Here is an 18,185-nt window from a genome sequence, read left to right on the forward strand (position 1 = left end):
ATGAAAATATTTGTTATTAATTTAGAGAGATCAAAGGATAGAAAAGCACACATGCAAGAAAAGCTTAGTTTGCTAGAAAAAGATCCACTTTTTAAAGAGCTAGATTTAAGCTATAGCTTTTTTAATGCAATAGATTCTAAAAGTGAGAGTTTTAAAGAATATAAAGCAATGTTTAATCCTATGTTATGCTATTTGTGGCATGGTAGAATCTTAATTGATAATGAAATCGCATGTTATGCTTCTCATTATAGCCTTTGGGAAGAGTGTGTGCGACTTGATGAGCCAATTATTGTGCTAGAAGATGATATATTTTTTGAAAAGCATTTTTTGTCTGCTTTGCAAGATATGAAACGCACGACATTCTCATTTGTGCGATTTTTTACTTCTGCAAGATCTAGAGATAAATATATTTACAAAATTGATAACTCAAACTATCATTATTCACTCAAAAATACCAATGGCACATTAGGCTATTATATTACACCGAGTGCAGCTAAGGCATTTTTCACACAAAAGATATGGGATAGCCCCGTTGATATTTATATGGAGCATGTTGCCCTGCATCATGTTGATAATATTATTTATAAGCCATTTATAGTGGGAGAAGATAGCATAGCTACACATTCTACAATCATAAATGCTGATGGCACGCATAGATCAATCAATAAGGGGGGGGGGGGGTAATACCCTTGCATTATAGAATCTTAAAGCCATTCTATCGCACATATATACAAATCAAACGCGCTTTATTTAAACTTAGCTATAAACCACCACGCGTAGTGTATAAGTAAAGGTAAAGTCATTTTTAATAAGCTAAGCATTGTGTAAATGAGATTTAAGTTTTAAAATCTATCTTACTTGGGTGTGCGTAGGGCATGGAGTGCAAATCCGCCCTATCATAAAAGGCGATAATCACATAAACATTGAGCAAACTCATAAGGCTAAGGCTATCCCATTGCAGATAATCCCTATCACCATTTATCCCTTCATCTTTGATTAGTGGGATTATCGTTACTACCTTATTTGTGCCACTGCTAAAAGTATCATACACTCTAGCATAAGGATAAGATCTTGTGCGTTTGGGGCTTACCCACTTGCTTATAGCAAAGCTTTTATTCTCAAAATTTACAATACATTTGCTAGGCAGGTTATTGATATCATTAAAATCATATCGCTCTAAATCCTGTCTAAAAGATTTTATATAAGAAAAATTTTTTATCTTTGCGTATAGTATTTAAGTCCTTTATGCGTTTAGATTCACTCCCCAAATATTTTTTAAATGCTATTATACAACCTTAAATCATTTATTTTGGATTCTATATCTTTAAATTCAGAATTTAGCTCATTTTTACACTTTATGCTTAAATATATTAATTTAGATTTTTAATACCTACACGCAATCTTGATAACTATCATATAAATTACGCACTAAAAAGCGAAAGATGGGAAAGAGAAAAATTGCTAATCAAAAGCTCTCTGCCCTTTTGTGCCTTATCTTGCTTAAAATTATTCATACCATACTGCACACTAAATTCCTTACAATAAAAATCCCTATAAAGCTCTCTAATAAACTCACTATCATCATAAGTTAGCAAAAATTTATGTGCTGTGTTTTTGAGATTTTCGCAAAGTCTTTTGTGGTCAAAGCTTGTGTGTAAATCACCCTTTTTGCCATAGAGCTTTGATTTAATCGCACTAAAATAAGGTGGATCAAGAAATATAAACACGCCTTGCCCCTTTTTTTGCAATAGCACTTCATAATCATCGCTGCTAAAATGAAAATTTTGCAAAATTTTAGGCATTGCCCTAAGCCGCTCAATGCTACTTTGTGTAAAGCGAGATTCATAAGCCTTTTGAGAATATCCGCCACAATCAAGCAGCCCTGAAAAGCTAATGCGATTTAAGATAAAAAAATCTACCGCTCTTTGCAATGGGCTTAAATCTTGCTTCCTGCGGCTTAGAATCTCTGTGTGTAACTCTCTGCCATCTTTACAGCTTTCTTTTATCGCTTCAATCTTTTCAATAAGCCGCATAGAATCCACTTTTAGCACCTGCCAAAAGCAGTATAAATCATAGTTTAAATCATTAGCAAAAAGGCTTATGTTTTCACGCGTTTGTGCGAGATAAATCCCCACACTCCCACCGCCAAAAAATGGCTCTCTAAACTCTTTAAAATCTTTAGGAAAAAAGTCTTGTAGAAACTTTATCGCTCTGCTTTTGCCTCCGGGATAGCGAAGCGGAGATTTGTGATAATTTTTCATAGATTTATCCATACTTCAAAATGATTGCTGCTAGATTCTATATTAAGTGCTTCAAGCATTGTAATGTGAGTCTTTGAAAAAGAATTGCGTTTGATGAAATCCTGTAAATTATCGCTAGGCAATATATGGCTATCTTGTGAAAGTGTTGAAGTAAGTCGCAAAACTACTTTAAACTTCTCATAACCCACAATAGAATCTATATTGTTATAAAGCATAAGTTTTAAAAGTCCATCTTTTATATCATCACTACTTGGAAGCAATGCGTTTTTACTATGCTTACTCTCGCATAAAACTAAAACATTATCCTGCAATAGCACATCATCACAAGTGAAAAAATACTGCCCACCTAAATAGTTTTCTATGGTGATTTTGCATTTTTGCCCTATGCCAATTTGCTCTTTTGGTTGCAAAGTTAGCATTTCTCTATGCTGTGCTGCCCTAGCCTTTGTCCTTGAGAAATCCATAAAAGATTCTTTGCTTTTTATGATTTTTGCGATGAATTTATCAATATTTTCTATATTGTGTAGTTTTACACCAAGAGATGTAGCAATATCCACATAAGCATTTTTAGCTTTTTGTGCTAAGGCAGGAAGATTTTCAAGCTGATTTATATTCCAATGCAATGCTGATTGATGATAATTTGTAAGCTTACTAAGTTGTTTGCAAATATACTCATTATTAAATTGCTGATTGGTAATTTTGCCCTGCTTTGTGGGGCGCAAATCTGCCTTGTCATAAAAGGCGATAATCACATAAACATTGAGCAAACTCATAAGGCTAAGGCTATCCCATTGCAGATAATCCCTATCGCCATTTATCCCTTCATCTTTGATTAGTGGGATTATCGTTACTACCTTATTTGTGCCACTGCTAAAAGTATCATACACTCTAGCATAAGGATAAGATCTTGTGCGTTTGGGGCTTACCCACTTGCTTATAGCAAAGCTTTTATTCTCAAAATTTACAATACATTTGCTAGGCAGGTTATTGATATCATTAAAATCATATCGCTCTAAATCCTGTCTAAAAGATTTTATATAAGAAAAATTTTTTATCTTTGCGTATAGCATATGTATTCCCTATGCGTTTAGATTTACTTCACAAGCATTTTTAAAAGTTATTAAATGAAAATTTAAAGTATTCATTTTAGTTTCTCATTTATTTCTTGCTTTAAATGCTTCTAAAAACTCATCAGCACTTTTTTGACTAACCCCTTCTTCTCTTAAAACATTGGAGAGTTGGCTTAACATCTCTTCTACCCTTTCTTTCTTCTTATCAATTCGTGCTATTCTATCAGCCTGTGTTTCTTCATCAAAGTTATTTTTATCTAAAATTGTTTCTTTACGGGTTGTTTCCTTAAGGGTTGTCTTACTTGACATACCGCTTAAAATATTACTTGATTGACTTAGTGTTTTTGGTGTGCCAATAGACATATACTCATCATCTATATCATTTATCTTACTTCGCATTTGCTCTTTAAAATTATCTTCTTCTGTTAGGTCTCTAAGCTCTATATGCAATTTTTCATTTTTTAGCTCAAGCTCACTGATTTTATCTTTTAAGCGAAATAATCGCTTAGCAGCCTTAAGATATACATCATGCAATTCTTGTGGATAGATTATCTGTGCTGCCCTTGCCATAGCAGTCGCACCATTTTTTACATGCACACTTACCACATTTAGCGGTTGAAATTCAGCGATTATACCACTAAAATCAAGCGGGTTAGAATCATCATTTTTAGTTAAAGCAAAACTTGCTTGTGTATCAAAAGATTCCATACTTTCTGCTTGTTTGTTTTGCATGATCTTATTTTTATAGAGTTGAGCTTTGTTTTGCATTTCTTCAATTTCAGTTTTTATATTTGCTAACTCTATGTTTGCATCTTTTAACAGATTGTTTGCTTCTGTAATCTCTGCGTTTAGATTCTTTAATTGCTTTTCTTTTGCCTTGATTAGAATCTCATATTCTTGCATACTCTCTACAAATTCTTTTTTCTTACTCTCAAAGATTTTAGCAATCTGCCATGCTTCCTTTATCGTTTCAGCCTTAGCAACAAACTCAAGGAAAATCTCTTGCTCATCGATATTTTGCACGATATGTGCTAATACTTCCTTTTCATCTTCTTGCAAACTCAAGTGTTACTCCTTATGTAGTTAATTTCAATCTGCTTCAAGGCTTAGGCTCTCAAGCCTTATATCTCGCCCTTGTATGATATGTGTATTTTTACTTTCACATTTTGGACAGGCTGGATTATCTAGGCTATGAAAAGTGCTTTTACAATCCTTGCATTCTAGCAAAATCTTTTCTATTGTAAGTGTCAAAGTCGCATCTTTTATAGAATCATATTCTGTCTGCAAAACTTCAAAAGCACTTTGCAATAAGCTTTTATCAATGTTTGATCGCTCACCCACACTTACAACGATATTTTGTACCTTTGCTGCATTATGCTCTTGCAAATGTGTCAAGCAAAGCTCAAGAAGTGAAGCTATAATGGAATATTCATGCATATTTTTCCTTATTATTTTATCTTTGGTTTTAATAATGCTACATGAAAATTATTTTTAAAAAGCGGCATACTTTGCATAAGCCAACCAAATAATGCTACATTGCTATCAAATACTGCATTATACAAATCGAGCGTATTTGCAAATGGTAACCACAAGCTAAAAGCCATAAGCATAAAGACCGCACAGATTCTATCAATGCAATAGCAAATCGCAATCACACAAGAAATAAGCAGGATTTTATATCCTAAAGGTCCATACGCCCAGTCAAAGATTCCAAAAGCATTACCTGCGAATAATAACCACAAAATAGCTAAAAATAAGAAACCGCGATAACTTATTGTAAAACCTATTTGATTAACAAAGGTCCTAACAATAGAAAATAAGCAAAGAAAAAACAATAAAAAGCTAGGTGTATCAAACATACTATAAAGAAGCATGGAAAAGCTTATATGGTGTATGGGAATTATGCTTAGTATAAACGCAAATAGGCTAATCACTCCACGCGTAAATGGCTGTAAAAATGTGCCAAAAAAAAGCCGCACAAAAGAGAGTGTGCCAAGGGCTATTGCTGCACACATAAGAGAATATGTAAAAAGTGAATAATAAATCATTGTCTGCCTTTATATGCTTAATGCTTTTAATTTAAGATAAGATTCTAAACTATATGATATAGATTATATAACTATGGAATCTAGCCTTTCTGCCACTCACTTTGGCGTTTAGCTTTCATATGTATCCTTGATAGAATTTAGATTTTTTATTTTTTGAATGGCTTGCAGGGTTTAGAGATTGCCCACTAGATTCTAAATTCTGTTTATTGTCATCTTTGCAGGTATGGGCAAAATCCCTGCGAATTATGTAAGTCTCTAAAAAAGGCGAAATATCCTTATTTAAATTTATCTTAGAATCTAAACCTTGCTTAGATTCTCTATGAGATGTTTCGCTTTGCTCAACATGACAGGTTATCTTGGATTCTGGATTTTTTTCTGTTTGATTAGCAACAGGAGTTTTGGCTACATTCTGTGAAGATTCTATATTCGTGTTATCCTGCGTATTTGAATCCATTTTTACGCCATTACTATTATTCATAGATATTTGATATTCCGCTATTATTCTTGCGTTCTGCTTAGTGTTGTTACAAATTGCTCTAAAAGCCTTTTGCTTTCATTAATCTCTTCTCGCATTCTATAAATCTCTATATCTTTTTCTTCGCCTTGAGCTTTCAAGGTGCTAATCTCTAAGCCCATTTGTGAGATTTTCTCTTCTTTTTCTAATAGCTTAAATTCTAAATCTTCGATTTTTTTATTATGCTTTGTTTCAAGTAGCTGCTTTACTTCATGGACTAATGGTAGTAAGCCTACGCCTTCTTTTTGCTGGGCTGCGCTAGATTCTGTATTCTGCGTATTTTCGCTGTAATTATTGTGATGATTTTGCATGACTTCTCCTTAAGGCAATAAAGTTTCTGTATAATTGTAGCTAAAAAAGGTGTAATGATGAAAACAAATCTATTTAATTTAACCTCAAACTACAAACCAGCAGGCGACCAGCCACAAGCTATAAATTTCCTATGCAAACAGATTAATAATAATGAAAAATATAATACTTTAATAGGCGTTACAGGCAGCGGTAAGACCTTTAGCATGGCAAATATTATACAAAATCTCAACATGCCAACACTTATCATGAGTCATAATAAGACCTTATGTGCCCAGCTTTATAGCGAGTTTAAAAGCTTTTTTCCACATAATCATGTCGAATATTTTATCAGCCATTTTGACTACTATCAGCCAGAAGCCTACATTCCGCGTAGAGATCTATTTATAGAAAAGGATAGCTCCATTAATGATGAGTTAGAGAGACTGCGTCTATCGGCTACGACTTCACTTCTTGCCTATGATGATGTGATAGTTATAGCCAGTGTATCAGCAAACTATGGTTTAGGAAATCCTAGTGAATACCTCACAATGATAGAAAAGCTAGAAGTCTCTAAAACCTATCAGCAAAAAAGGCTTTTAACAAAGCTTGTAGAAATGGGCTATACACGCAATGAAACAAGCTTTGAGCGTGGATGCTTTCGTGTTAAAGGTGAAGTAGTAGATATTTTCCCTGCGTATAATGAAGTGGAGTTTATACGCATTGAATTTTTTGGTGATGAGATTGAGAGAATTGCGGTATTAGAATCACTTGATAATACTTTTGTAAAAGAGCTAGATTCTTATGTGCTTTATGCGGCAAATCAATTTATTGTTGGAGAAAATCGATTAAAAAATGCGATTGTAGAAATCGAGCAGGAATTGCAAGAGCGATTGAAATTCTATGAGAGTGAAAATCGTATGCTAGAGTATGAAAGGTTAAAATCACGCACAGAATTTGACCTTGAGATGATAAAAGAAAATGGCATTTGCAAAGGTATTGAAAACTATGCGAGACATTTGACAGGCAAAAAGCCCGGCGAAACCCCTTTTTCACTACTTGATTATTTTGAATACAAAAAAAAGCCTTATCTATTAATCGTTGATGAAAGCCATGTAAGCCTGCCACAATTTGGCGGTATGTATGCGGGAGATAGAAGCCGTAAGGAAGTATTGGTAGAATATGGCTTTAGACTGCCTAGTGCGCTTGATAATCGCCCATTGCAATTTGATGAGTTTATTAACAAAAAGGCTAACTTTTTATTTGTATCTGCCACACCAGCAGAGCTAGAGCTATCACTAAGCAAAGATAATGTATGTGAGCAGCTTATCCGCCCGACAGGACTGCTTGACCCAGAGTTTGAAGTAAGAGATTCTAGAATCCAAGTCAAAGATTTATTAGAAGAAATAAAAGTTTGTGTTGAGCGAAAAGAGAGGGTATTAATCACGACTTTAACCAAAAAAATGAGCGAAGAACTCGCAAAATACTACGCAAAAGAGGGCATAAAAATCGAATATCTACATAGTGAAATAGATGCGATAGAGAGAAATCACTTAATCCGCAATCTGCGTTTAGGCGTATTTGATGTATTAGTAGGGATAAATTTATTGCGGGAAGGGCTTGACTTACCAGAGGTTAGCCTTGTAGCGATTATGGACGCAGATAAAGAGGGCTTTTTACGCAGTGAAACAAGCCTTATACAAACGATGGGCAGGGCTGCTAGAAATGTAAATGGCAAGGTGATTCTATACGCAGAAAAAATCACAAATTCCATGCGTAAAGCTATGGATACAACGACTTATAGACGCAAAAAACAAGAAGAATTTAATAAAAAACATGGAATCACTCCAACTTCAGTAAGCCGCAATGTAGAAGAGGAATTAAGACTAGAAGATAGCACAAAAGTCTATGATAAAATGAGTAAGAAAAACAAAATCCCAGCAAAAGAAAAAGAAAATCTTATCAAAGACTTAAAAATAAAAATGCTTGAGGCAAGCAAACGACTTGACTTTGAAGCGGCAATACAACTAAGAGATGAAATCGCTAGATTGCGAAGTTTGTGATGATTTGTTTTATGTGTTTGTCCTAGTGAATGTTTTTATTTGTGGTGGAAAATATATTTTATGATGAAAGGTTTTAAGCTATATTTTTATGCCATTAAGTGCCACAATGCATCTCCTGATTAAAAAATATATAAACCCACAACGGACTTAAAAACACAGAACAATTCTAGTTTATAAAACCATTCTATGCAACCCTGCATACGCCAAAATAGTAAGAAATATGGAATGGATAGCTAAGGACTTACATTCATTGTGGAATCTTAATTGCTTGAGCATTATTGATTTTTAATAAGGATATTATTTTATGCTGCGATATATTGCATTATTTGGTATGATGATGTCTGCATTTGTATTAGCAGATACTTTTTTAGATGAGGATAGCCAGTCGTTTCAAAAGAGTAAAGATGATCCTAGTATGCTTGTCTTTGTAACCTCTCATGTTATACCCATTACTCCAGAGTTGGTTCAAAATACACCTTATGGACGCATGATAGCCATACCACAAGAAGCATTAAATCCGCAAAATAACACAAATATAGTGGCAAAAGGCATGTATAATCATGGCAATTACACAATCTTTCGCTCCGATAATAACAACATTACTTTCTATCGTCATACACGCAATACGACAAGGCAATATACGCGTATGGCACCAAACATTTATAAGGTAACGCATTTTGCAGGGAGTTTTTATAAAGTTGAGCCTATGCCACCAAGAATAACGGCTTGTTCTCTCATCATTTCACGCACTTTTGAAGCACAAAAGACTTCAAGTCCGCAAGTTTTACTTGACTTAAATAAGGTCCCAAATCAAGGTGTAGCAGATATTTTACTTGAGTGTCCAAAGCCACCTGAATATTAGTTATCCATAAGATTCTAGGGTTATAATGTATGAGCTTATTAACACTTTTTTTACTTGCATTTGTTGGAGCGATTACGCCCGGACCAGATATTTTGCTTGTCATGCGTAATACTCTGCTATTTGGCTTTATGCAAGGCGTAAAGATTCTAAGCGGTATTGCTAGTGGGTGGATTGTCTATTTGGCGGTGCTTTATTTTGGATTTGGCTATCTTTTTAATGGTAAGATGGCACAGATTGCATTAAGCAATCTTGGGGCAATTTATCTAGCCTATATTGCCTTTATGCTTTTTAAAAAGAGTGCAACACATATTGATATTCCAGATTCTAATCTACAAAATAATAACTCGCAAGTCTCTCAAAATTCTAATACCTTAAAAGATAAACCAGACACTTATCTTAAAGCCTTAATCATTAATCTATCAAATCCAAAGGCAATTTTATTTTTTAGCGTCATTGTTGCCCCATTTATAGAATCTAGTCCGCTTATAAGTCTATCTGTGCTATTTTGTGGTTTAAGTAGTGCGTTTTTTTCTGTTATTTTACTTGCCACTTTTTTTAGGAATCTAATTTGCGATAGGGTTTTTCATATTATCGATAAGATTTGTTCTATCCTGTTTGCTTGTTTTTCTATCTTACTACTTTATCATGCGTATGATATTTTTATGTCGTGATGTATTTAAGATTCTAAAAATATCAATAAATTTCTACCATAAAATAACAAAACAAGCTAATTGCATATATGACAAAATTTATTTTTTACATTTATATGCAAAACCCTGAATATGCATCTCTTTGGCGGCTTGAGTGCTACTAGAAGAACCAAATCCAACAGAACCCACAGAAGTTCCAACGCCAAACCCATCTGTGCTTGTGAGTTTGTCTTCTCCCACAATATGTATTGTATCTGCTCCCATTGCATAGGCATTATTTTTTATATCATTTCTTGCAGAATCTCTTACTTGTTTCAAGTTTAAATTTTCCCAAGAATTTTTCTTATAACCATCAACCTCCCCTATCAACTCGCAGTCTTTTGGTTTCTCATGCGTAATTACAATATGCTTTGCTTCTGGTAATAGCAAAGTGGGTTTTGTGCAACCACACAACAAAACTGAAGCCATAAAGCATGAATACAATCTCATAGCAAATCCTTTATAAACGAAATTTGCTTGGATTTTACAAAAAAAAAAACAAAGTTAGTTAATAGAAAATAACTTTTTGTTTAAAAATAGTCATTCTATTGGAATATATTGAGTTTTACAAAATAACTAAAGAAAATGCGATATTTATGTCGTTTATTTTGCTGTTTAAAAAATTTTTATGAAAACATATTAGAATCTTTGCATGTTTATTTAAGATATTATCTTAAGGAGTTTAGAAATATGAAAAAAACAAGTCGTTATACATTGGTAAAAATGCTTGCGATAATGCCACTAAGTCTTTGTTTAAGTCATGGGCTTGATGTAGCGGTTGCCCCCTCTTTCACTCGATCTACACCTTCTAGCAATGCAAATGTTGTCTTTTCTTACCACGAAGCGATTAAAAATGCTACAAAGGCTGTTGTAAATATTACGACTGAAAGGAAAGTTGGCGGTGGTAATTCCCCTTTTAATGATCCATTTTTTCAGCAATTTTTTGGCGATATGGTGCCACAAGATAGACTTCAAGGTGGTATTGGCTCTGGTGTTATCATTGCAAGTAATGGTTATATTGTAACAAATAGCCATGTGATTAAAGGTGCAGATAAGATTCATGTAACACTACCCGGTGATACAAAGAAATACCCCGCAAAACTTATTGGAGAAGATTCTCAAAGTGATATAGCTGTGATAAAAATCGAGAGAAATAATTTACCGATACTCCCTTTTGCTGAAAGTAGTCGCTATGCTGTTGGTGATGTGGTATTTGCGATTGGTAATCCCTTTGGTGTGGGTGAGAGTGTAACACAAGGTATCATTTCTGCGTTAAATAAGAATGGCTTTGGGATTAGTAATTATGAAAACTTCATTCAAACCGATGCGAGTATTAATCCGGGAAATTCTGGTGGGGCTTTGATTGATAGTAGAGGTGCATTTATCGGTATGAATACCGCTATTATCTCACGCACCGGTGGGAATCATGGTATTGGCTTTGCTATCCCTTCTGAAATGGTAAAAAGTGTAGCGACTGAACTCATTAAAAGCGGTAAGGTTAGGCGTGGCTTTCTTGGTGTAAGCATTAAAGATTTAGATTCTGATATTGCAAGCACTTATGGCGATACACAAGGGGCATTAGTCGTTGGTATGCAGGCAAATTCACCCGCACAAAAAGCGGGATTAGCTGTATGGGATTTAATCACTGCGGTAAATGGCAAACCTATCAAAAGTGCAGCTGAATTGCGGAATCTAATCGGGTCTATACCACCAAATCAAAGCATCACACTTACACTTTTAAGAAACAATATGAAAGGCGATAAAGCAAGCCTTGAAACAAAGCAAATCAAGCTAGTCCTTGCAGAGCAATCTCAAAGTAGCACAACGATAAATCAGCCAAGCAAAGTAGCACCAAGTGGTGGCAGTGCATTTGATGGATTAAGCATTGATAATCTAACAGGGCAAGTGCGTCAAGTCTATCGTGTGCCAAACGACATTAATGGAGCGCTTGTGAGTAATGTAATGCAAAACTCAAAGGCACAAGAGTTAGGATTCCAAAAGGGTGATGTTATCTCACAAGTAGAAAATATGCCTATCAAAAATGTAGCAGACTTTCAAAATGCATTGCAGGCATATAATGGCAAACCAAAGAGAATTTTAATCTATAATATCGTGAATAATGAAGTGAAAACCATTGTAGCGCAATAATAGAATCTATCTTTTTTTTACAATATGACATAAAATAAGTGCATTTTATTAATATTTTATTTTTGTTCTGTCGATATAATGACTGATTCTAATCGCTTAGTAAGGAGTGAGTATGGCAGTGAGCAAATTAAATGAGAATAAACTCAATGAGAGTCTGGAGCAATTATTTAAAAGCACAAAAGAAGATTGTATTTCTTATGAGATGATCGCACAAACCATTGATACAGAACCCACAATGGCAATCTTACAAAAGATAAAAACACTTTGTAAAACCCATAAAAAGCAGCTCATCAGCTCATCTGAAATGGCAAAGAACCTAAACGAGCAGGATAAGATTCAAGCAGATCTTATAAAGCAAAAAAATATGGAAGAATCTTTAAGTGAAGAGTTTGACTTTCAGCGAGAAAGAGAGCTGCTTGAATGGAGTAGAAGCGATAGTCCTGTGCGTATGTATCTGCGAGAAATGGGGCAGATTCCATTACTAAGCAAGGAAGAAGAGATAAATCTAAGCAAGGACATGGAAAAAGGCGAAGATATTATCATTGATGCGATATGTTCCGTGCCTTATTTAATCGATTTTATTTATGATTATAAAGATGCTTTGATTAATCGAGAGAGAAGAGTAAAAGAGCTTTTCAAAAGCTTTGATGATCCGCAAAGCGATGATGATTCTGATGATATTGAGTTTGATAGCTCTGAAGAAGAATTTGATGAAGAGAATAAGCCAAAAGCAAGAAAAAATACAAAAGCTGATGAAGCACGCATTGAAAAAGTGCTTGAAAGTTTTCAAGCCCTAAATGATGCAAAAAATGACTGGCTAAAGATTTTGCAAGAAGATAGTGAGTATGAAAGCAAAGGGCTTGTAAGAAAAGGTGATGATGAATTACTACATACGCTTATACTCGCCCATAAGAAACACATCTTAAAGCAAAGGCTGCTTAGCTTAGGACCTACAAGTAAGCTTATTAATGAGCTTACAAAAGCTATGGAAAATAGCTTGAAAAATGACGATGGATTTGATAGAGAGCTAAAAAGATTAGAGTATAGACTAAATCTTTTTAATGATACATTGCGACAAAATCATCAAGAGCTTTTAAAAAATATTGCTAATATGACAAGGGAAGAGATTGTAGCGCAAGTCCCAGAAAATACAATGGTTGCAACCTATGTAGAGATACAAAAACTCTATCGCACAAGGGAAGCAAGTAAGAGTGGATTTAATCTTGAGCCAGAAAAACTAAAAGAGATTCTAGAGCAAATTAAGCGGGGCAAAAGGATTTCAGATACTGCTAAGACAAAGATGAGTAGAAGTAATTTGCGTCTTGTTGTAAGCATTGCAAAGCGTTATACCAATCGAGGTTTGCCATTCCTAGATTTGATACAAGAGGGCAATATCGGGCTTATGAAGGCAGTCGATAAGTTTGAATATCGTAAGCAATACAAGTTTTCAACCTATGCGACATGGTGGATAAAACAAGCAATCAGTCGTGCCATAGCCGATCAAGCGCGCACTATAAGGATTCCAATCCACATGATTGATACTATCAATAAGATTAAGAATCTTATGCGAAAACACGCACAAGAAAAAGGCGAAGAACTTGATGTAGAATCTATTGCAAATCAAGTTGGCTTAAGTGTAGATAAAGTTAAAAATGTAATCAAAATCACAAAAGAGCCAATAAGCCTTGAAGCACCGATAGGCAATGATGATGATGGTAAATTTGGAGATTTTGTAGAAGATAAAAGCACGATGAGTTCTATGGATATTATGCTAAAAGAAGATTTAAGAGAGCAAATTGATAATGTATTAGACCAGCTTAATGAGCGAGAAAAAGCGGTGATTAAAATGCGTTTTGGTTTGCTTGAAGATGAAAGTGATAGGACACTAGAAGAAATCGGCAAGGCATTAAATGTTACAAGAGAGCGTGTAAGACAGATTGAATCAAGTGCGATTAAAAAGCTTAAACATCCAAGAATAGGCAGACAATTGCGACAATATCTTGGCGGATAAGGAAATTTTAAATCACACTTTAGGGTTAATATATCGCTAAAGTGTGAAGGCTATGAAGACATGAAGTTATCTGCCTTGCCATCCCCCACAAAACGCTTAGGCATCGATATAAAAAAATATTGGCATACATAGAACCTTGTTTCAGGAAAATATGGAACCTTTATAAGTATGTATGGGTAAAGATGGCTATGAAAAAGTACCTAGTATTCTAAAAATCGCACTTACCACTATATTTACAGAATGCTTGAGGAATTAATTTAATAAAGTGTTTTTAACCAAAAAGAATTAAGCCATTTTAGAACAATATAAAAGGCAACTTCAACACCCATATTGACATCAACATGTAAGGTTTTTATAGCGCTTGAATAAACAAAAGTTCGCTAAACTTAATCTTATGCACTTTAATACTGATGGGCCAAGTAGCGATATTATTGCAACAAAAAAGCAAATAGAGAGATGTTGAATAATAGTAAATATTAAAACTATTGGGGAGCAGATCGAACTGCATATCGTAGCCCAGCCTCTTCCGCTAAGCACATCGCCTACTTGCCAAGAGCATTATATCACAAAATCTATGCTTGGAGGTATTGGCAAAACCAGTTATCCATCATAGCTTTCAGGTTGTTTGACATACTTTGTGTACCATTAGTATTAAGTATCATTTAACCGCAATTATTCTAATTTAAGAATATAAAATATCGCTTCCCTGCTTTCTTTCTTGTACGCTTATATGTTGTTGTGGAGTAAAGCCATTTTTCACACTTTGCCTTATTGCCTTTATACTTAACTTCATCTTTTAAAAACTCATATTTTTCTCTCTCTTGTGTGAGTGTCTGCATGATAGCTTTAATATCTTTTACTTCAGTCTCTAAAGCAGTAATAATAGTTTCAAATTGCTTTAGGGCTTCATCTCTTTTATCTAAAATCTCTTGCAAGGCTTGTTTTAACTCTTCTTTAAATTTATTCACATCACCTTGAAAGTCATTATTCACATAATCAAGTGTAGCTAAAAGCCTTAAAAGCTCCCTTGAAGTATTGAGTGTCTCTCTTACTTGTGCGAATATATCACTATTTGCATCTACTAGTGGATTTAAGTTAAAAGGGGGGAAGTTATGCGGATTTTTTAGAATCTCTTTTATAATCTCTTGTGCTTTTATAGGGTCTTTTAATATATCATTTAAGATAAAATCAGGGCTTAAACCATTCTCTAAACCTTCAATCTGCTTTTTAATAGCTTCTAACTCTTGCTTAGTTACAATATCTTCATTGCTATTTGCTTCTAAATCTGCTTTAATTTGGTCTTGCTCCAAAGCTTCAGCGGCAGCCTCTTGTCTTAATGTGTCAATCTGCTTTTTTAAATCCACTAAAGTAGTCGCAAGTGTTGGGTCATTAGGATTTACAGGCTGATTTAATAATAAGTCATTAATCTGCTTTTCTAACTCTGCAATCTTGTCATTTTTCTCTTTTAATTGCTCTGCAAACTCTTTATTAAGCTGTTCTAGGGCTTCTTTTTGCTGTTCGATAATCTCTTTTAGGGCTTCATCGCCTAAGCTTTGATTTAACTTCTTAAGAATATCTGCTAGATTTTTCTCTGTTACATAAGTATCGCCTGTTGTTTTATCTGCCACTTGATTTTGTGCTTGTGGTGTAGTTTGTGGCACTTGTGGCGTTACTTGTTGTGCTTGAGTTTGTGTCTGTGTTTGGTCTTGTGGTGTTTGTGTATTTTGTGTAGGCATTATAGTTTCTCCCATAATAAAATGCCATATTATAAAAGAAACGAGAAAGGAATAAAATATCGGTTAATTCTCTTTTTGTCTTTTTGCTGCTTTTAAGGGAATTTGCGTAAAAGTCTGCGGTCATGTATTATATATACACTCCCTTGACTTTTACTTAATAACCCTTAAAATCAATCAAAAATACTTCCGCATTGCTTTTTCCTTGTCATTGCGAGACTTGCGGAGTAAGTCGTAGCAATCCATAACCTTGCTAAGACACAATAAAAATTTTCGCTTTTGATTATAGATAATTCAGTGATTAGTAGATATAATTTTATTTGAGGTTGCTAACCGAAAGGGTCGCAACCTTTCGGTTAAATCTAAACAACCTTAAGAAAGGAAGTTTATATGAACGCCGAATTGCTACTAACAATTCTTGGGTTTATTATATCTTTTTTGAGCTTAATTTTAGCTTTGCTAAAATAATAGCTAAAAGATAGACTAAGAATGCCTGTGGTAAGCAGGGGCAAGGCTTTTGCCTTGCTTTAGTTGCAATAAAAAAGATTATTTACTACACTAAAACAATACAATCTTAACCGATATTTTATTCCTTTCTAGTTTCTTTTATAATATGGCATTTTATTTGGATCTGCAAAAATTTTAGATGGGAATCTAAACTATGCGGTCAATCAAGCGGCAATGCAAGCGCGTGCTGAAATCGCACAACAAGTTAGTGCAAAGCTTCAACAAGCCATTGAAAGTTTGGAGCAAAATGATGGCATGAAAATATCAGCCAATAGTCAGCAAGTAGCAAGACAAAAGGTAGAAGCCGATCTGAAGAAAACAGAAATAGCTGAAAAATGGACTGATAAACAAGCAACACCACCTATGCTATATGTCCTTGTAAAAATGGATGAAAAGATGTTTGAGCAAACGCTAAAAGGTGTTGGACAAGTTTTAAATGTTGATGCAGACCAAGCAAGAAAGCTTTCTGAAACAGTGCAAGAATTGTTGGAGTAGTTTTATACAATCTCGTCTTTTGTATCTTTATATCCGCTGGTATGGATTTATACTGGCTGGTTGAGTGTCATGGAATCTACTCGCAAGTTTTTTGAAATTCTTACTTGTAGGTTTGATATATTTTTTTTGATACATCTTTATGCAATCCTCAACGCATAATTTGCTATAATGCTGCATTATTTTAAGAAACGGAGATTTCATATGTATCATGTAGTTTTTTGTGCTAATGACAATTATATTAAATATCTTGCCCCTTTATGTTATAGCATTGTAAAAAATGCAGCAAATAATACTCAATACGATAAGGGTGAGAGTATAAATGTTACCGAAAATATTACTATGGGGGGGGGGGGGCAAACCCCTACCTGATAGTGAAATCATTGTTACTAACATAACAGATAAGATAAACAACACACCCCAAAGTAATAATAAATCCGCAACACAAGACAAACAAAAGCCATTCTGCTTTCATATATTAACTGATGGTTTAAAACATGAAACACGGCAAAAGCTACAAGCCTTTCAAATAGAATTGAATAAAATTTATCCATGCGAATTTCGTGTTTATACGCTATCGGATTCTATATTTCAAGGTTTGCCAAAATTATTAGGCAATTATCTTGCATATTTTAGATTAAAAATAGCAAGTTGCTTGCCGCAAGATATTAAAACTTGTTTGTATCTTGATGTTGATATGATATGTGTGGCAGATATTAGAGAGATTTTTTATACAGATTTGCAAGGGAAGATATGTGGCGTTGTGTTAGATCCAATAGGCACATATTACCATAACTCTAATATCAAATCTAAAAATATGGATAGCAAAGTTTTTGTGCTTAATAACCACACTTATTTTAATTCAGGTTTTATGTTTATTGATTTGGAGAAATATAGACAGCATGATATGATGTAGAGGCAAAGTGTTTTGAATGGCTTAGTCAATATATCCCAGAAATGCATGACCAAGATACACTAAATGCAATATTAAGTGATTATATTTGCGTTTTACCGCTAGAGTGGAATTTCATTCTTGTGTTATTGCGATATAAACAACAAGATTTTATGGGTGAGAGTGAAAATGCCATGCTAACTTATACATACCAAGAATATAAACACGCAAAAGACAATCCCATGATATTTCATTACGCATGGTTAAAGCCATGGCGACCACCTTTTATCGAAAATGACACCATATTGACTTGCAACTATAAAAATAAATGGTGGGAAATAGCCCATGATACACCTGTTTTCTATAAGGATATTTATGCTTCATATATGAAAAAGCAAGAAGATATGCTCTATGAATCTATCCTATCTTTACAAAAACATATAAAATCTTTTAAGCTACGAAACAGACTAAAACGATTACAACAATCTTTAAAAAGGCGATGTAAAAAATTATTCCACATTGAAGATTAGCTTATAAAAAATCATAGCTAATCAGCATAATAGAATAACACGAAAAATAATTCTATGTGGTGCAAATAAGATCTAAA

At 34.1% G+C, this 18,185-nt stretch carries 21 protein-coding genes; 10 read left to right on the forward strand and 11 right to left on the reverse strand.

All coding sequences use genetic code 11. The features are described from left to right. Positions 1-684 carry a glycosyltransferase family 25 protein gene (locus XJ32_RS01015; RefSeq protein ID WP_077388047.1) on the forward strand — a complete coding sequence of 228 codons (684 nt, stop codon included), beginning with the start codon at positions 1-3 and terminating at the stop codon, positions 682-684. A 151-nt stretch (positions 685-835) separates the two neighbouring features. Here the strand turns inward: XJ32_RS01015 and XJ32_RS01020 are convergent, their stop codons facing one another. The 8 genes from XJ32_RS01020 to XJ32_RS01055 form a co-directional block, all read right to left on the reverse strand. After that, complete coding sequence (locus XJ32_RS01020) at positions 836-1,051, reverse strand: hypothetical protein (RefSeq protein WP_217332055.1); 216 nt, start codon at positions 1,049-1,051, stop codon at positions 836-838. A 370-nt stretch (positions 1,052-1,421) separates the two neighbouring features. After that, complete coding sequence (locus XJ32_RS01025; protein WP_077388048.1) at positions 1,422-2,261, reverse strand: DNA adenine methylase; 840 nt, start codon at positions 2,259-2,261, stop codon at positions 1,422-1,424. After that, entirely contained in the window at positions 2,258-3,331 is a 1,074-nt protein-coding gene (locus tag XJ32_RS01030; RefSeq protein ID WP_077388049.1) for a hypothetical protein, read from the reverse strand. The genes XJ32_RS01025 and XJ32_RS01030 overlap by 4 nt, the downstream gene beginning before the upstream one ends. Positions 3,332-3,415: 84 nt before the next feature. Beyond that, the gene (gene mua, locus XJ32_RS01035; protein ID WP_077388050.1) at positions 3,416-4,396 is read right to left on the reverse strand and encodes a nickel-binding protein Mua; all 981 of its coding nucleotides are present in this window, start codon (positions 4,394-4,396) and stop codon (positions 3,416-3,418) included. 24 nt (positions 4,397-4,420) lie between these two features. After that, positions 4,421-4,768: a hydrogenase/urease nickel incorporation protein HypA gene (hypA, locus tag XJ32_RS01040; protein WP_077388051.1), complete on the reverse strand. Its 348-nt coding sequence runs from the start codon at positions 4,766-4,768 to the stop codon at positions 4,421-4,423. Between the two features lie 11 nt (positions 4,769-4,779). Further along, a complete protein-coding gene (locus tag XJ32_RS01045; RefSeq protein ID WP_077388052.1) occupies positions 4,780-5,379 on the reverse strand; it encodes a hypothetical protein in 600 nt (199 codons plus the stop codon). Between the two features lie 115 nt (positions 5,380-5,494). Further along, positions 5,495-5,857, reverse strand: a complete 363-nt coding sequence (locus XJ32_RS01050; RefSeq protein WP_155761416.1) for a hypothetical protein — start codon at positions 5,855-5,857, stop codon at positions 5,495-5,497. Positions 5,858-5,877: 20 nt separating this feature from the next. After that, positions 5,878-6,204, reverse strand: a complete 327-nt coding sequence (locus XJ32_RS01055) for a hypothetical protein (RefSeq protein WP_034563789.1) — start codon at positions 6,202-6,204, stop codon at positions 5,878-5,880. Positions 6,205-6,261: 57 nt separating this feature from the next. Between XJ32_RS01055 and uvrB the strand changes: the two genes are divergently transcribed. The 3 genes from uvrB to XJ32_RS01070 all read left to right on the forward strand — a co-directional run bounded on the left by uvrB (position 6,262) and on the right by XJ32_RS01070 (position 9,777). Beyond that, positions 6,262-8,244, forward strand: a complete 1,983-nt coding sequence (gene uvrB, locus XJ32_RS01060) for an excinuclease ABC subunit UvrB (protein ID WP_077388054.1) — start codon at positions 6,262-6,264, stop codon at positions 8,242-8,244. Between the two features lie 304 nt (positions 8,245-8,548). Then, a complete protein-coding gene (locus tag XJ32_RS01065; RefSeq protein WP_077388055.1) occupies positions 8,549-9,106 on the forward strand; it encodes a hypothetical protein in 558 nt (185 codons plus the stop codon). A gap of 29 nt (positions 9,107-9,135) precedes the next feature. Further along, positions 9,136-9,777 (forward strand): LysE family translocator, encoded by a 642-nt coding sequence (locus XJ32_RS01070; protein WP_077388056.1) that lies wholly within the window; start codon positions 9,136-9,138, stop codon positions 9,775-9,777. A 78-nt stretch (positions 9,778-9,855) separates the two neighbouring features. On the opposite strand, the gene XJ32_RS01075 is transcribed toward XJ32_RS01070, so the two are convergent. After that, positions 9,856-10,245, reverse strand: a complete 390-nt coding sequence (locus XJ32_RS01075) for a DUF4156 domain-containing protein (RefSeq protein WP_077388057.1) — start codon at positions 10,243-10,245, stop codon at positions 9,856-9,858. 264 nt (positions 10,246-10,509) lie between these two features. Between XJ32_RS01075 and XJ32_RS01080 the strand changes: the two genes are divergently transcribed. Together XJ32_RS01080 and rpoD are read left to right on the forward strand one after the other, a co-directional pair. Further along, positions 10,510-11,943, forward strand: coding sequence for a Do family serine endopeptidase (locus XJ32_RS01080; protein ID WP_437339625.1), 1,434 nt, complete (start codon positions 10,510-10,512; stop codon positions 11,941-11,943). Positions 11,944-12,055: 112 nt separating this feature from the next. Next, on the forward strand, positions 12,056-13,954 hold the full coding sequence (gene rpoD / locus XJ32_RS01085) for an RNA polymerase sigma factor RpoD (RefSeq protein ID WP_005218363.1): 1,899 nt from the start codon (positions 12,056-12,058) through the stop codon (positions 13,952-13,954). A 677-nt stretch (positions 13,955-14,631) separates the two neighbouring features. Here rpoD and XJ32_RS01090 read toward each other — a convergent pair. After that, the gene (locus tag XJ32_RS01090; protein WP_167619979.1) at positions 14,632-15,690 is read right to left on the reverse strand and encodes a coiled-coil domain-containing protein; all 1,059 of its coding nucleotides are present in this window, start codon (positions 15,688-15,690) and stop codon (positions 14,632-14,634) included. Then, positions 15,572-15,814 carry a hypothetical protein gene (locus tag XJ32_RS12145; protein ID WP_167619980.1) on the reverse strand — a complete coding sequence of 81 codons (243 nt, stop codon included), beginning with the start codon at positions 15,812-15,814 and terminating at the stop codon, positions 15,572-15,574. The genes XJ32_RS01090 and XJ32_RS12145 overlap by 119 nt, the downstream gene beginning before the upstream one ends. Positions 15,815-16,368: 554 nt before the next feature. Between XJ32_RS12145 and XJ32_RS01095 the strand changes: the two genes are divergently transcribed. From XJ32_RS01095 to XJ32_RS11640, 4 genes are all read left to right on the forward strand, one after another. Continuing rightward, positions 16,369-16,689 carry an LPP20 family lipoprotein gene (locus tag XJ32_RS01095; RefSeq protein WP_254422407.1) on the forward strand — a complete coding sequence of 107 codons (321 nt, stop codon included), beginning with the start codon at positions 16,369-16,371 and terminating at the stop codon, positions 16,687-16,689. Between the two features lie 201 nt (positions 16,690-16,890). Then, the gene (locus XJ32_RS12150; protein WP_167619981.1) at positions 16,891-17,058 is read left to right on the forward strand and encodes a hypothetical protein; all 168 of its coding nucleotides are present in this window, start codon (positions 16,891-16,893) and stop codon (positions 17,056-17,058) included. Then, positions 17,009-17,602, forward strand: coding sequence for a glycosyltransferase family 8 protein (locus XJ32_RS11635; RefSeq protein ID WP_155761417.1), 594 nt, complete (start codon positions 17,009-17,011; stop codon positions 17,600-17,602). Before XJ32_RS12150 ends, XJ32_RS11635 begins: the two co-directional genes overlap by 50 nt. Positions 17,603-17,643: 41 nt before the next feature. Then, complete coding sequence (locus XJ32_RS11640) at positions 17,644-18,108, forward strand: glycosyltransferase family protein (protein WP_155761418.1); 465 nt, start codon at positions 17,644-17,646, stop codon at positions 18,106-18,108. Positions 18,109-18,185: the final 77 nt, after the last annotated feature.

Origin of the sequence: Helicobacter bilis (assembly GCF_001999985.1) — a bacterium.
GTDB lineage: Bacteria > Campylobacterota > Campylobacteria > Campylobacterales > Helicobacteraceae > Helicobacter_A > Helicobacter_A rappini.

Coding starts and splice junctions, on each gene's coding strand:
- XJ32_RS01015 (WP_077388047.1), top strand. CDS start 1: ATGAAAATATTTGTTATTAATTTAGAGAGATCAAAGGATAGAAAAGCA.
- XJ32_RS01025 (WP_077388048.1), bottom strand. CDS start 2,261: ATGAAAAATTATCACAAATCTCCGCTTCGCTATCCCGGAGGCAAAAGC.
- XJ32_RS01030 (WP_077388049.1), bottom strand. CDS start 3,331: ATGCTATACGCAAAGATAAAAAATTTTTCTTATATAAAATCTTTTAGA.
- hypA (WP_077388051.1), bottom strand. CDS start 4,768: ATGCATGAATATTCCATTATAGCTTCACTTCTTGAGCTTTGCTTGACA.
- XJ32_RS01045 (WP_077388052.1), bottom strand. CDS start 5,379: ATGATTTATTATTCACTTTTTACATATTCTCTTATGTGTGCAGCAATA.
- XJ32_RS01050 (WP_155761416.1), bottom strand. CDS start 5,857: ATGAATAATAGTAATGGCGTAAAAATGGATTCAAATACGCAGGATAAC.
- XJ32_RS01055 (WP_034563789.1), bottom strand. CDS start 6,204: ATGCAAAATCATCACAATAATTACAGCGAAAATACGCAGAATACAGAA.
- uvrB (WP_077388054.1), top strand. CDS start 6,262: ATGAAAACAAATCTATTTAATTTAACCTCAAACTACAAACCAGCAGGC.
- XJ32_RS01065 (WP_077388055.1), top strand. CDS start 8,549: ATGCTGCGATATATTGCATTATTTGGTATGATGATGTCTGCATTTGTA.
- XJ32_RS01070 (WP_077388056.1), top strand. CDS start 9,136: ATGAGCTTATTAACACTTTTTTTACTTGCATTTGTTGGAGCGATTACG.
- XJ32_RS01075 (WP_077388057.1), bottom strand. CDS start 10,245: ATGAGATTGTATTCATGCTTTATGGCTTCAGTTTTGTTGTGTGGTTGC.
- rpoD (WP_005218363.1), top strand. CDS start 12,056: ATGGCAGTGAGCAAATTAAATGAGAATAAACTCAATGAGAGTCTGGAG.
- XJ32_RS01090 (WP_167619979.1), bottom strand. CDS start 15,690: ATGCCTACACAAAATACACAAACACCACAAGACCAAACACAGACACAA.
- XJ32_RS12145 (WP_167619980.1), bottom strand. CDS start 15,814: ATGACCGCAGACTTTTACGCAAATTCCCTTAAAAGCAGCAAAAAGACA.
- XJ32_RS01095 (WP_254422407.1), top strand. CDS start 16,369: ATGCAAGCGCGTGCTGAAATCGCACAACAAGTTAGTGCAAAGCTTCAA.
- XJ32_RS12150 (WP_167619981.1), top strand. CDS start 16,891: ATGTATCATGTAGTTTTTTGTGCTAATGACAATTATATTAAATATCTT.
- XJ32_RS11635 (WP_155761417.1), top strand. CDS start 17,009: ATGTTACCGAAAATATTACTATGGGGGGGGGGGGGCAAACCCCTACCT.
- XJ32_RS11640 (WP_155761418.1), top strand. CDS start 17,644: ATGCATGACCAAGATACACTAAATGCAATATTAAGTGATTATATTTGC.